The organism is Sphingomonas sp. G5, assembly GCF_052660795.1.
Map to the genome: position 1 here is coordinate 2,280,216 of NZ_CP109660.1, position 12,419 is coordinate 2,292,634.

Genomic DNA, 12,419 nt, shown 5'->3' on the forward strand with positions numbered 1-12,419 from the left:
CTCGGTCAGGCACCGCGTCACGTCGCCCCCGGGTAGCGTGGTCCGGTGCCTTTCTCGTTCGCCGCTCTGCGTCGCCGCCCCGATCTCGAGGGTCCCGATCTCGTGGCCGTCGACGCCGCCGACCGGCTGATCCTCGACGAGTCCGCCGACGCGCGCGCCGCACTCGGTGTGGGCCAACTCGTCGTGATCGGCGACGCCTACGGAGCGCTCACCCTGGCGGCGGCGGATGCCGGGGCCCGTGGCATCCGGGTGCATCAGGACGAGCTGCTGGGCGAGGAAGCCCTCGCACTGAACGCCCGCGACACCGGGCTCGAGAAAGTCTTCGACTCGCACGCCCTCGACGCGGACCTGCTCACCGGCGCCCGCGTCGTCCTTCTGCGCCTCCCCCGGTCGCTTCGGGCGCTGTCCGACATCGCCGGGCTCATCGCCCTGCACGCACACCCCGACGTCGTCGTCTTCGCGGGCGGGCGCCTCAAGCACATGACGGTGGCGATGAACGACGTGCTGCGGCGCGTCTTCGACCGCGTCGACGTCTCGCACGCGCGGCAGAAATCCCGCGTCCTCACCGCCCACGGCCCGCACGACGGCGCCGCCCCCGCACCGGAGGAAGCCGAGGTCGACGGCATCCGTGTCCGTGCGTTCGGCGGCGCCTTCGCGGGCGCATCGATCGATATCGGGACGCGGCTGCTGCTCGCGCACCTCCCCGCCCCGCGCGGAGACCGGGCGGTCGACCTCGCGTGCGGGACAGGCGTGGTCGCCGCGACCCTCGCTGTGCGGCATCCCTCCCTGCGCGTGATCGCGTGCGACCAGTCGGCGATCGCCGTCGCGTCCGCGCGGGCCACCGCCGAGGCCAACGGCGTGGCCGATCGCGTGAGGGTCGTGCGCGACGACGTCCTGCGCTCGCAACCGGAGGCCACGGCCTCGTTCATCGCGCTGAACCCGCCGTTCCACGCCGGCGCCGCGATCCACGAGGGTCTCGCTCCCCGCATGTTCGCCGACGCGGCGCGGGTGCTCGAGCCGGGCGGCGAGCTGTGGACCGTCTGGAACTCCGCTCTGCAGTACCGTCCGGCGCTCGAGCGCACCGTCGGTCCGACGCGTCAGGTGGCGCGCGACAGGAAGTTCACCGTCACGGTGTCGACGAAGCGCTGACGCGTCTCCCGGCGAGCCGTGGCGCGGGCCCCGTTCCGGGCGTAGATTTCGACCGACGTCGACGAGGAGGTGCGCCGTGCGGGTTCGAAGCACTGCCGCCGCTCTCGTCGCTGTGATCGTCGCGCTGCTCCTTCCCGGCGCCGCCGCGATCGCAGCTCCCCCATCCGGCGGTGTCCGCGCCGATCCGCTCTCCGACGCCCTCACGGCTCCGCTCCTCGCGGACTGCTCCAGCATCACCGACAACGGCCGCGGTTACGCCCGCCTCCACGGCGTCGACCTCTGCGGTGCCGACACGACGCCCCCGTCGGAGCCCTTGCGCACCGAAGCGGTGGGCGGGGAGGAGTGCGGGTCGGCGACGCTGTCGATGACGAGTCGCGGCGGCGGACTCGCCGCGATCGACTGGCGCGTGAGTTCGGAGACGGGCCCGATCGTCGCCGTCGAGCTCGATCTCGCCTTCGCTAGCCACTCGGGTGGCGAGATGCGCCACTTCTCCGACCGCTCCCCCAGCGTCCACGCGCACGACGGCACGGTCGCGTTCCTGGGAGCGGGGCGTGCGACGGCCACACTGTCGGGCTCGGTCGAGACGTTCACCGCGACCTGCCGGATCGTGCCGGCGAGCGTGCGCATCCTCGTGCGCTGACGCGGAGCGCGACCTCAGCCCTTGCCTCCCGGAGGGCCGACGGTCAGCAGCACGACGAAGACGACGGCGACCACCGCGACGAGCACGAGCGCGAGCACCCATGGTCGACGCAGGAAGGACCGCAGCAACCGGTCGATCGGTCGGCGGTCCCGCGGGTCGCCACTGTCGTCGAGGCGCCACGCGCCGCGCAGACGCCCGGTGCGGTGGAGCCAGATCTCGGTGGGGATCGTGGCGTAGGGGATCACGGCGCTGACGACCGCGAGGGCGGCAGGACCGACGCCCCAGCGCTGGTTCAGCGCGACGAGGATGGCCGTCGCCCCGTAGGCGAGGAACACGAAGCCGTGGATGCCGCCGCCGATCGACACCGCAGCCGGAAGGTCGGCCGCGGCGCGCAGGATCAGCCCGCCGATGAGAAGCGTCCACGAGACGGCCTCGGCGATCGCGAGCGTGCGAAACAGGGTCAGGGGCGTGCGGAACACGTCTCTCCTCGTTCGGGTCGGGGCTTCCCACCCTACGCAGAACGCTTCTCCGCGCTCCCGCGCACCGTTCGACATCGAAGCGTCACACGATGGGTTGATCGTCCTCGTCCAGCGACGGATCCGACCTCGCCCCCTCCGCCGCCGTCGACGTGTCGGGCTCGGGGCCCGGCTCGATCGGGGTTTTCTCGCGTTCGGCATCCATCGCACCACCCCATCAGATCGCGGGAGGGATGCCACACCCTTGACGCCGCGGCATGCGCGCCTGTCCCGGCTCCCCCGCGGGACGCCCGGCGCCCGTGATCTCGACGCGTAGGCTGGAGGGATGGCGGAATCCCGGGGGCGCGTGTGGACCGGGGTCATCCGCGTGGGACCGCACCGCGGAGATCACCGTGTGGCACTTCGCGCCGTCCTGAGCGTCGGCGTCCCGCTTCTCGTCCTCTTGGCACTCGGCCGGCTCGACCTCAGCGTCTACGCGAGCTTCGGAGCTTTCGCCGCGCTGTACGGTCGCACCGACCTCCCTCGCGCGCGCGTGCGAATGCAGGCCGTGGCGGGCACGGTCCTGGTCTCGTGCATGCTCATCGGCACCGCCCTCTCGACCCTCGCCACCCCCGCCATCGCGAGCGTCGCCGTCGTCGCGATCCTCGCCGCGGTCGTCACCCTCTTCGCCTACCGCACCCAGTGGCATCCGCCCGGCGCGCTCTTCGCCGTCTTCGCCGCGGGAGCCACCGCGAGCTTCCCCGCGACCGGTGCGACGTTCCTCACCGTGCTCGTCGTCGGCGGCGCGAGTGTGCTGTGGAGCCTGCTCGTGACCTGCGTCTTCGTCGTCGCGCGGCGCGGCTCCTGGCGGCGCCCGACTCGCACGCGGCCGCCGATCGGCTCGGTCGCGTGGGAGATGACGGCGACCGTCGGCGTCGCCGCTCTTCTCGCCGGCGTCGCCGGGGCCCTGCTCATCGGGACCCACTGGTACTGGGCGATGGTCGGTGCCGTCGCCGCGGTCGGCGGAGCGCACGTCACCGCGCGCCTCATCCGCGGCGTGCAGCGACTCGTCGGGACCCTCCTGGGCGTGCTGATCGCCGCGGGGCTGCTCGCCCTCGACCTGCCGTCCTGGATCGTCCTGCTCGTCGCCGTGGCCCTGCAGGCGGGAGCGGAGCTGTTCGTCGGCCGCAACTACGGCATCGCGATGCTCTTCATCACACCGCTCGCCCTGCTCATGGTGTCGTTGGCATCTCCCGTGGCGCCTGAGATGCTGCTGCGCGACCGCGTGATCGAGACGGTCATCGGCGTCGCGGTCGGAACCCTCGTCGCGATCGTGTCGGCGGGCCTGCGGCGCCGACCCGCGAGAAGCTGAGCGAACCATGGACACCGAACGACAGCGCCGCCTCTCCACCGACACCGCCGAACGCATCAGCGCCGGGTGCTACGGCGCCCTGGTCTCGGCATCCACGCTCATCGGTCTCGGCGAGGCCGACCTGAGCGACGTGATCCTCGTGGTCGCGCTCACGAACCTCGTCTACTTCGCCACGCACGTCTTCGCCTACACGCTCGGCGATACCTCGCCCGGCCGCCCGTCGAAGATCCTCCGACACCACCTGGCGGTGGGTGCGCCGATGGTGTCGGTCACCTTCCTCCCCCTGCTCGTGGTCGTGCTGCTCGTCGCTTTCGGCGTGGGCCTCGGCACCGCTCTGCTGTGGGGCGTCGGCGTCGCGGTGGCGTACCTCGTGGTCGTCGCCACGGCGGGAGCGCGTCTTCGCGGCTCGTCCGCGCCCGTCGTCGCGCTCACAGCGGTGGGTGCCGCCCTGGTGTCGGCGCTGCTCATCGTCGCCAAGCTCCTCCTCCACTGATCGGAAGGCCCCGCCATCTCCCCCCAGCTCACCGTCGTCGGCGCCATCAACGTCGACCTCACCGCCCGTGTCCACCGCTCCCCCGGGCCCGGCGAGACCGTCGCCGACGGCGTGCTCGACCGCGGCCCCGGCGGCAAGGGTGCCAACCAGGCGGTGGCCGCTGCCCGCCTCGGCGCCGACGTCCGACTCATCGGCGCCGTGGGGGACGACGCGGAGGGTCACGGCATCCGGGAGCGCTTCGCCGCGATCGGGGTCGACGCCTCGGGCGTGCAGACCGCGGATGCCGCGACCGGAACCGCCCTCATCGTCGTCGATGCGACGGGCGAGAACTCGATCGTCGTGTGCCCGGGGGCGAACGCCGCGATCGACGCGGACGCGCTCGGCATCGCGCCCGGATCCGCGGTCCTGCTGCAGTTGGAGGTCTCGGATGCCGTCGTCTCAGCCGCCGCGCGCGGCGGGCTTCCTCGCAGTCAACGCCGCACCGGCTCGGCCGCTGCCCGCCGAGGTGCTCGACCGGTGCGACCTCGTGATCGTCAACGAGACCGAGTACGCGCAGCTGCCCGAGGTGCACGACGCCCCTCTGCTTTGCGTGACGCTGGGCGCCGCGGGTGCGCGCCTGTACCGCCACGGCGCGCTCGTGGCCTCGGCCGCGGGAGTGCCCACCACCGTCCGCAACACCGTCGGCGCGGGCGACGCGTTCTGCGCGGCGCTCGTCGTCGGGCTGCTCCGCGGAGACGCCGAGACCGACGCCCTCGCTCGCGCCTGCGCCGTGGGGTCCGCCGCCGTCGCCGACGACGCCTCGCAACCGGCGCTCGACGCCCTCGACACCTACGGAGTCCGCGCATGAGCCGCCGCCCGATCCTCGTCGACTGCGACACCGGCATCGACGACGCCCTCGCCCTCGCCTACCTGCTGGCCGAGCCGTCCGTCGAGATCGTCGGCGTCACGACCGTCTCCGGCAACACGGATGCCGCCCGCGCCGCCGCCAACACCCTGTCGCTGTTCGAGCTCGCCGGCGAAGACGACATCCCCGTCGTGATCGGCGCGCACGATTTCCGCGCTCGCGCCTACGCGGGCGGAGCTCCGCACGTGCACGGTGACGACGGGCTCGGCGGTATCGCCCTGTCCGCCGCGGCCCGCGCGCACGACGCCCGCGCGGCGGTCGAGCTGATCGACCACGTGGCGTCACGGCATCCGGACCTCACCGTGCTCGCCCTCGGCCCCCTGACAAATCTCGCGGCCTACGCCGAGGCGCCCGGGGTCGCGCGGTTCGACCACCTCGTCGTGATGGGCGGTGCGTTCGCCCACTCGGGCAACGTCACCGCGTGGGCCGAGGCCAACATCCACAACGACCCCGAAGCCGCTGCCGTCGTGTTCGCGCAGGACTGGGACACCACGCTCGTGCCCCTCGACGTCACGATGACGCAGACCCTGGATGCCACCGACCTCGTGCGCCTCGAAGCGATCCCGGGAGCCGTGCCGCAGGCGTTGGCGCGCATGCTGCCGCACTACCTCGACTTCTACGCGGGAGTCTTTCCCGACCGCCGCTGCGCGCTGCACGATCCGCTCGCCGCGATGGTGGCCGCGGGGGCTCTGCGCGGAGTGAGCGTTGCGGCGGGCCGGGTCGACGTGCGACTCGAACGCGGCGAACGCGGGCGGACGGTGTCGTCGAGCGAGTCGGAGACGCAGAGATGGGTCCGCGCGATGGAGGGCTCGGCGGCAGAAGTGCTGCTGGAACGGCTCGAAGCGCGGGAGTGGCCGGTCTGAGGCTCCTCGTCAGCGGCGGCGGCGGCGCTTCACCCATGCGCCGAGCCGGGACGTGTGGCGGTCGGTGAACTCGTTCGCGAGCCGGAACGCCTCGTCGCCGATGTCCGCACCGGCGGTGATGGCCTCGATGGCGCGGAGAGCGCGCTGCTCCTGGTCGTCGTGCGCGTCGCGGGCCATGGATCCAGAGTAGGAGCATCGGGAACCGGCCCGGCGATGCGGCGACCCGGATCGCTCGATTCCCCGTCGACAGCGCTGGGGCGACGACGAGGACCCGGCATCTGCGCAGCGCTGCCGCGCGGCGGTCCCCGCCGGGTCGGCACCGCTCTAGCCGACGGACAGGCTGATAGCGTCGCAGCGTGCGCGCCGAAGAAGTGATCGGCGATGCGCTCACCACGGCGCTCACCGCATCGGACACCCCTCCTCCGCCGTCGACCCTGCTCGCGACCGTCGCGGAGGCGATCGGCGCGCATCGGTGCGAACTGCGGCTCGGTACGAAGGCGTTGAGCTGGAGCGCCCGCGAGACCGCCCCGGGCGACGACGTCGCGACCCTCCGACTCGGAACAGATCCCGACATCATCGCCACGGTCGCACCCGCCGCGGCGATGCCCGGTGCCGGCACATGGCAGCCACTCCTTCTGCTTCTGACCCCCTACGCCGCCGAGGACGGGGTGTGGCACGCCCGACGTCGACGCCAGGAAGCGGTGCGCCGACGGGACGATGTCCGCTGGCGCGCGTCCGCCGACATGGAACACGAGCGGCGGCGCCTCGAGCGCGACCTCCACGACGGCGCTCAGCATCATCTCGTCGCCCTTCGCATGACGATGGCGATCGCCGAGCATCAGCAGCACGAGCAGGGCGGCGAGGAGCGGCTCGCCAGCCTGCGCGAACAGCTCGACACGGCCGAACGGCTCTTGCTCACCACCGCGCGAGGCGTCTTGCCGCCGATCCTGGCGCGGGAGGGGCTCAGCGGCGCTCTCGTCGAACTCGAGGACGCGAACGTGCAGGTCCGCACCGACATCTCGAGACTGCTCCCCGTCGTCGAGTCGGCGCTGTATTTCTTCGCCCTCGAGGCCGTCGGCAACGCCCGCCGCCACGCGCCCGGGGCGCGCATCCTCGTCGAGGCGCGACTGGAGGGCGGCCGTGCGTTCGTCCGGGTGAGCGACGACGGACCGGGGTTCACCGCGAGCGGCGAAGCGGGCGGTCTCGCCTCCCTCGCCCATCGCATCGAGGCGATCGGGGGCGTCCTCGACGTCGACTCGTCCCGCGGCACCGGGACACGCATCTCAGCCAGCGTGCCGTACTGACGAAGAGCTCTCGCGATCGAGCACACCGGCCGCGCTCCGCTGCAGCGCCTCGACAGCCCGCTGTCCGGAACCACCCAGACCCGGTCGAGCCGCCGCGCGCTGCCACCGTTCGACGGCGGCGGCAGCCGCCGCGTGCACCTGCTCGTCGTCGGCGTCGGGGAGAAGACCGAGGCGTACCCGCGGATCACCGCCCGCCGCGCCGAGGAGGAGCGCGGCGTCGGCATCGACGATCGAGTGCGCCGTACCCCGCGCGTACTCGTCGAGCAGCGCGTCCTCGACGAGCTCGAAGGAGTGAGACCGCAGTCTGTCGATCTCCCAGAGCAGTGGCGTGACCCCTGCCCGCGACGCCGACGCAGAGAGCATGTCGAGCGCTCGGCGCGCCAGGAGCACCGGGGCCCTCGCCGAGAGCGTCGTGACGGCTTCGGCGGGTGCGACGCCGTCACGGAACACGAGTTGCTCGCTCGATAGAGCGTCGACGAATCCGGAACGCGGCGCGAGCGCGCACACCACCGCGTCGATCGAACCCCAGCGGCCCTGACGATCCCGCACCTCGGTGCCGAGCGCCGCATCGGCGGCCTCGTCGCAGAGCACCGTCTGCACGCCCGGCATGGGCGCCGGCGAGGGCCCCTGGACCACGAGCAGGGTCACGGGGGCGGCCAGCGCGTCACGGCAGGCCTCGAGCTCCCGGTCCGGCAGGCCCGCGGCATCCACGAGCGCGGACACGCGGGCGAAGAGGGGACGCGTGGCGATCTGCCGACTCGAGAGGGGCAGCGAGCTCACGTCGCCGCGGTCGGGCATCTCGACGACGACCTCGACCTCCCCGCCGGCTCGCTCCCGCACCCTGAGCTCGCCGCCGAGCGAGCCGATGCGCTCGATCTCCATCCGCAGCGCCCGTTCGACCGCGTCGCCGTCCAGTCCGCCGCCGCGCACCGCCGCGACCAGCCCGGACGCACGGTGAAGGGCCAATGTCAGGGGCACTCCTGTACGCGCCATCGCCCGAAGCACGCCGGCCACGGCGTGATAGAAGCCCGACTCCACGTCCCAGCTCGTCCGCCGCCCCAGATCGCCGACGACGGTGACGGGCGAGACCGACGCCGCCGCGAGTTCGCGGAGCGTCTCTTCTGCGCCGCACGTGGGCAGCATCGCGGGGAAGACCCCGCGCACCGTGTCGCGGAGCTCGTCGATGAGGCGTTCCGTCAGCGCGTGCACGGCCGGCCACTCCACGGCTTCCGCGGGCGTCGAGAGCCGGCGGCGGAGTTCGGCGACGTCGGCGACGGTCGTCGTCGTGATGCTGTCCACCAGCCGGATGCGCTCCCCCTCGCGGACGCGGGCGGCGCGGACCTCGGCCTGCTCGGCATCCTGCTCACTCGACAGCGCGTCCTGTCGAGCGCGCTCGAGCTCTCTGAGGGCACGGTCGGCCCGCACGGTCGCCCCGAGCCACGCACACGACTCCACGAGCAGCCGTCGGCGTCTCGCGACGGCGAGGTCGGGAGGGGGCACGATCTCCAGGACCCCGACGCCGGGCACGACGTGAGGATCGGCACGCGCGGATTCGGAGCCCTCCTCGTTCTCGGGCCACGAGGCCAGCCGTTGAAGATGCCCGTCCTCGAGGCGTCGGAGCAGCCGCAGCCGCGGCGTGGGCGCTTCACGATCGGCCAGGCCGAGGGCGAGGTTCTGCAGGAGTGCGAGCAGCAGCGCGTCGCGAGGAGTCGTGGCGATGACGTCCACGACGCGACGAGGCACGTTCCGCGCCGTCATCTGCCGGCCCCACCGACTTTCTGCGCCTGCAGATAGCTCAGCACGGCGAGCACCCGACGATGATGCATCGTGGCGTCACCGGGGATCTCGAGCTTCACGAACAGCGACGCGACGTGCTTCTCGACCGCTTTCACCGAGACGAACAGCTGCTCCGCAATGGACCGGTTCGCTCGCCCCTCCGCCATCAGTCGGAGCACGTCCAGTTCGCGCTCCCCCAGGCCCGCCATCGCGCCGTCACGATGTTCCCCGATCTCGATGAGTCGGCTCGCGAGGACGGGCTCGATGACGATCTCGCGCGCGTGGATGCGCTGCAACGTGTCGTTGAGCATCTGCACACCGGCGATGCGCTCCTTGAGACGGTATCCGATGGCCTCCGTGCCGATCTCGAGCATCGCGCGCAGGAAGTGCGACTCGGCGTAGTGCGACAGCATCAGCAGACCGATGTCGGGAAACTGCGCCCGGATCCTTCGGGCGGTCACCAACCCGCCCTCTTCGCCGGGCGGCATCCGGATGTCGAGGATGGCGATGTCCACCTGCTCCGCATCGAGCGTGGCGAGAAGCTCATCGCCGCCGTCGTGCGCGGCGACGACGTCGTGACCCGCCGCGGCGAGCAGCATGACCAGCCCCTCACGGAACAACGTGCCGTCGTCGGCGATCGCCACCCGCATCGAAGCCCCGTTTCCTGCGTCGCGCGGCGTTCGACCCGCGCGCCCTTATGCTATCGCGGCCCCCGGCGACAGACCCCGCGGAGCCGGGGAGGACCCGTTCACACTATTCATCTAGTGTCTGCTTCGTATCCGGGTTCGAGAGGGAGCTCGGACACCGGAAGGAGCCCCATGCCATATTCGATCGGCGTAGACCTCGGAGCGACCTCGATCGCGGTCGCCGTGGGCGACGACGCCGGAGTGCGGGCCGCCCACCTGACGCCGCACCTCGTCGAACCCTCCGTCGCCTTCGTCGCCGCCGATGGCACCATCCTGACCGGCCAGGCTGCGATGGATGCCGCGCCCGAGGACCGGACGCGACTCGTGCGGGGGTTCAAGAGGCGGCTCGGCGACCCCACGCCGATCTTCGTCGGCGGCGTCGGCACCGCGCCCGAGGCGCTGATGGCCGCGCAACTCCGCGACGTCGTCGCCGCGGTCACCGAGCAGTACGACGAGGCGCCGCAGCGTGTCGTCGTCACGTGTCCCGCCGCGTGGGGTCCTTACCGCCGGGAGCAGTTCGCACGCATCTCCGAGCTCTCCGGCGTGCGCGTCGACGAGATCGTGGCCGATGCGGTCGCGGCCGCGACGTTCTTCGCGCGCGATCGCCGACTGGCCGAGGGCGACATCCTCGCCGTCTTCGACCTCGGGGGCCGGAACACGGAGGCCGCCGTCCTCCGTGTCGCACACGGTGGGCCCGAGGTGCTCGGCACCCCGGAGGGAATCGAGCATCTCGGCGGCGACGATTTCGACGACGCGGTCCGGGGCCTGATCGATCAACGTCTGGGTGGACGTCTGTCCGCCCTGGATCCGGCCGACCCCGACGACGTCGCGATCCTGTCCTCCGTCGACGAGGCGTGCACGAGCGCCAAAGAAGCGCTGTCCGTCCACGAAGAGACCGTGGTGCGCCTGAACCTGGACGGAGCCGAGACGGCGATCACCCTGACACGGCCCGATCTGGAGAGCAGCATCCGCCCCATGGTGAAGACAGCGGTCGCCGCTCTGCTGCGCTCGATCGCCTCGGCGGGCCTCGATCCCGACGACGTGGACGTCGTCGTCCTCGCGGGCGGGTCGTCGCGCATCCCCCTCGTGGCCGAAGAGGTGTCGTCGATCGGCAAGCCGATCGCCGCCACCCACCTTCCCAAGTTCACCGTCGCCCTCGGGGCAGCCGAACGGGCGCGGGCGTGGGCAGCGGGATCCGATCACACCATGCCGGCACGGCCCGACGCCCCCCTCGAGACGGCCACCGCGAATCCCCTCCCGACGACCATCCTCGCGAGTTCCGCCCCGGGGACGACGGGACGCCCCCGGGTCCGTCGCCGCTCGATGCTCCTCGCCGGTCTCGCCGTCGCCGCGGTCGCCGGCGCCGCCATCGTCACCGCCGCCTCGTGGTCGGGACGCGGTGAAACCCCGACGGCGGCGAGCACCGCGGCAAGCCCGGTGGCGAGCGCCCCGCCCACCGTCGTCGCGGCGCCCGCACCAGCCGCCGCCGCGGCCGAGACCACGACCGCCACCCTCGCCTTCCCCATCCTCACCGACGGCAGTTCGACGACCGGACTCAACTGGTTCGTGCAGTCGAGCGACACGGCGGGCGTGTGGGGCGTGACCCCGTTGGACGAGAAAGAGGCCTCGCGCCCGAATCTCCAGCTGACGCAGACGGATGCCGGCTTCCACGCGGTGTGGACGGGGGACTCCCCCGCGCAGTTGTACGCGCAGAGCTCCGGCGCGACGATCGACCTCGAAGACATCGCCGACGGCGGCGGAGCGCTCGTCTTCGACGTCACACGCAACAGCGGAGCGGCCACGTTCTTCGAGGTCGCCGCGCACTGCGGATATCCCTGCGGGGGCGCGGTCGACATCACGAGCACGATCAACACCCTCGCGGAGGGAGCCACGCAGCGCGTCATCGTCCCCGCCGCCTGCTTCACGGTCTCGGGCTTCGACCCCCGCGCCGTCGACACCCCCTTCGTGGCGTTCGGCACCGGCGCCCTGGACCTGACGTTCTCCGATGTGCGATGGGAGGACCTCGTCGGCGACGACCCGACAGCTGTGCGCTGCAGCACGTGACGGCGGGTAGGGACAGCCCTACCCGCCGCGTCGGGACGACGACCCGACACGGGGGATGAGCCCAGAGACAGCCTTTCCGCGCGGTCGGACGATCGAAGAGAACCGTCCACCGAAGGAAGGACTCGTCCATGGGCATCCCCCCGGCCCCGACCGCACACAACACCCCGACCTCTTTCGACCAGCTCGTCACCACGCACCGGCGTGGTCTCGTGCGCTACGCCACGCGTCTGCTCGACGGCGACACCGCCAGCGCGGAGGACGTCGTGCAAGAGACCATGCTGCGCGCGTGGAACCACCTCGACCGCCTCACCGAGCAGCGCGGGTCGGTGCGCGGGTGGCTGACGCGCGTGACCCACAACATCGCGATGGATCATCACCGCGCCCGTCGGGCCCGTCCGGCGGAGATCGCCTGGTCGGAATTCGACGCCGAACGAACGGCATCCGTCGACGACCCCGCGCACGAGGTCGAGGACCGTGTCGTCGTGACGGAACTTCTCGCCGTCGTGTCGCCGGTGCACCGGGCCACGCTCGCGGAGGTCTATTTCGCCGATCAGACCGCCGCGGCGGCGGCCGAGCGGCTCGGCGTCCCGATCGGCACGGTCAAGAGCCGCGTGTTCCATGCGCTGCGAGCCATCCGCTCCCAGAGCGCGGCTCTCGTCGCCTGAAACGCACGAGACATCACCCGCCGGGTCCGCACCCGGCGGGTGATGTCG

13 protein-coding genes and 1 pseudogene are annotated in these 12,419 nt (G+C 72.2%); 10 read left to right on the forward strand and 4 right to left on the reverse strand.

The features are described from left to right. Positions 1-45: 45 nt before the first annotated feature. Positions 46-1,149, forward strand: a complete 1,104-nt coding sequence (locus tag NE358_RS11030; protein WP_116238965.1) for a class I SAM-dependent methyltransferase — start codon at positions 46-48, stop codon at positions 1,147-1,149. A gap of 76 nt (positions 1,150-1,225) precedes the next feature. Further along, on the forward strand, positions 1,226-1,789 hold the full coding sequence (locus tag NE358_RS11035) for a hypothetical protein (protein ID WP_141375957.1): 564 nt from the start codon (positions 1,226-1,228) through the stop codon (positions 1,787-1,789). Positions 1,790-1,803: 14 nt separating this feature from the next. Here NE358_RS11035 and NE358_RS11040 read toward each other — a convergent pair whose 3' ends face one another. Then, entirely contained in the window at positions 1,804-2,268 is a 465-nt protein-coding gene (locus NE358_RS11040; RefSeq protein WP_103206333.1) for a DUF3817 domain-containing protein, read from the reverse strand. 322 nt (positions 2,269-2,590) lie between these two features. On the opposite strand from NE358_RS11040, the gene NE358_RS11045 reads away from it, so the two are divergent. From NE358_RS11045 to NE358_RS11065, 5 genes and pseudogenes are all read left to right on the forward strand, one after another. Beyond that, entirely contained in the window at positions 2,591-3,616 is a 1,026-nt protein-coding gene (locus tag NE358_RS11045) for an FUSC family protein (protein ID WP_289938462.1), read from the forward strand. A gap of 7 nt (positions 3,617-3,623) precedes the next feature. Next, positions 3,624-4,109 carry a hypothetical protein gene (locus NE358_RS11050; protein WP_103206331.1) on the forward strand — a complete coding sequence of 162 codons (486 nt, stop codon included), beginning with the start codon at positions 3,624-3,626 and terminating at the stop codon, positions 4,107-4,109. A gap of 45 nt (positions 4,110-4,154) precedes the next feature. After that, positions 4,155-4,430, forward strand: a pseudogene (locus NE358_RS11055) (PfkB family carbohydrate kinase); the annotation flags it as partial. 106 nt (positions 4,431-4,536) lie between these two features. Then, the gene (locus NE358_RS11060; RefSeq protein WP_499317813.1) at positions 4,537-4,956 is read left to right on the forward strand and encodes a PfkB family carbohydrate kinase; all 420 of its coding nucleotides are present in this window, start codon (positions 4,537-4,539) and stop codon (positions 4,954-4,956) included. Continuing rightward, on the forward strand, positions 4,953-5,876 hold the full coding sequence (locus NE358_RS11065; RefSeq protein ID WP_289938465.1) for a nucleoside hydrolase: 924 nt from the start codon (positions 4,953-4,955) through the stop codon (positions 5,874-5,876). Before NE358_RS11060 ends, NE358_RS11065 begins: the two co-directional genes overlap by 4 nt. A 9-nt stretch (positions 5,877-5,885) precedes the next feature. On the opposite strand, the gene NE358_RS11070 is transcribed toward NE358_RS11065, so the two are convergent. Then, a complete protein-coding gene (locus NE358_RS11070; protein ID WP_170210608.1) occupies positions 5,886-6,053 on the reverse strand; it encodes a hypothetical protein in 168 nt (55 codons plus the stop codon). 179 nt (positions 6,054-6,232) lie between these two features. On the opposite strand from NE358_RS11070, the gene NE358_RS11075 reads away from it, so the two are divergent. Then, positions 6,233-7,180 (forward strand): sensor histidine kinase, encoded by a 948-nt coding sequence (locus NE358_RS11075; RefSeq protein ID WP_289938468.1) that lies wholly within the window; start codon positions 6,233-6,235, stop codon positions 7,178-7,180. On the opposite strand, the gene NE358_RS11080 is transcribed toward NE358_RS11075, so the two are convergent. Next, positions 7,160-8,923: a hypothetical protein gene (locus NE358_RS11080; protein ID WP_147301833.1), complete on the reverse strand. Its 1,764-nt coding sequence runs from the start codon at positions 8,921-8,923 to the stop codon at positions 7,160-7,162. The genes NE358_RS11075 and NE358_RS11080 overlap by 21 nt on opposite strands. Positions 8,924-8,934: 11 nt before the next feature. Next, the gene (locus NE358_RS11085) at positions 8,935-9,606 is read right to left on the reverse strand and encodes a response regulator transcription factor (protein WP_141375970.1); all 672 of its coding nucleotides are present in this window, start codon (positions 9,604-9,606) and stop codon (positions 8,935-8,937) included. 168 nt (positions 9,607-9,774) lie between these two features. Here NE358_RS11085 and NE358_RS11090 point away from each other — a divergent pair, with 168 nt between their 5' ends. Together NE358_RS11090 and NE358_RS11095 are read left to right on the forward strand one after the other, a co-directional pair. Next, positions 9,775-11,706, forward strand: a complete 1,932-nt coding sequence (locus tag NE358_RS11090; RefSeq protein WP_141375972.1) for an Hsp70 family protein — start codon at positions 9,775-9,777, stop codon at positions 11,704-11,706. 128 nt (positions 11,707-11,834) lie between these two features. Continuing rightward, positions 11,835-12,371 (forward strand): sigma-70 family RNA polymerase sigma factor, encoded by a 537-nt coding sequence (locus NE358_RS11095; protein WP_116238974.1) that lies wholly within the window; start codon positions 11,835-11,837, stop codon positions 12,369-12,371. The last annotated feature ends 48 nt before the right edge of the window (positions 12,372-12,419 follow it).

Coding starts and splice junctions, on each gene's coding strand:
- NE358_RS11045 (WP_289938462.1), top strand. CDS start 2,591: ATGGCGGAATCCCGGGGGCGCGTGTGGACCGGGGTCATCCGCGTGGGA.
- NE358_RS11095 (WP_116238974.1), top strand. CDS start 11,835: ATGGGCATCCCCCCGGCCCCGACCGCACACAACACCCCGACCTCTTTC.
- NE358_RS11065 (WP_289938465.1), top strand. CDS start 4,953: ATGAGCCGCCGCCCGATCCTCGTCGACTGCGACACCGGCATCGACGAC.
- NE358_RS11070 (WP_170210608.1), bottom strand. CDS start 6,053: ATGGCCCGCGACGCGCACGACGACCAGGAGCAGCGCGCTCTCCGCGCC.
- NE358_RS11090 (WP_141375972.1), top strand. CDS start 9,775: ATGCCATATTCGATCGGCGTAGACCTCGGAGCGACCTCGATCGCGGTC.
- NE358_RS11085 (WP_141375970.1), bottom strand. CDS start 9,606: ATGCGGGTGGCGATCGCCGACGACGGCACGTTGTTCCGTGAGGGGCTG.
- NE358_RS11060 (WP_499317813.1), top strand. CDS start 4,537: ATGCCGTCGTCTCAGCCGCCGCGCGCGGCGGGCTTCCTCGCAGTCAAC.
- NE358_RS11050 (WP_103206331.1), top strand. CDS start 3,624: ATGGACACCGAACGACAGCGCCGCCTCTCCACCGACACCGCCGAACGC.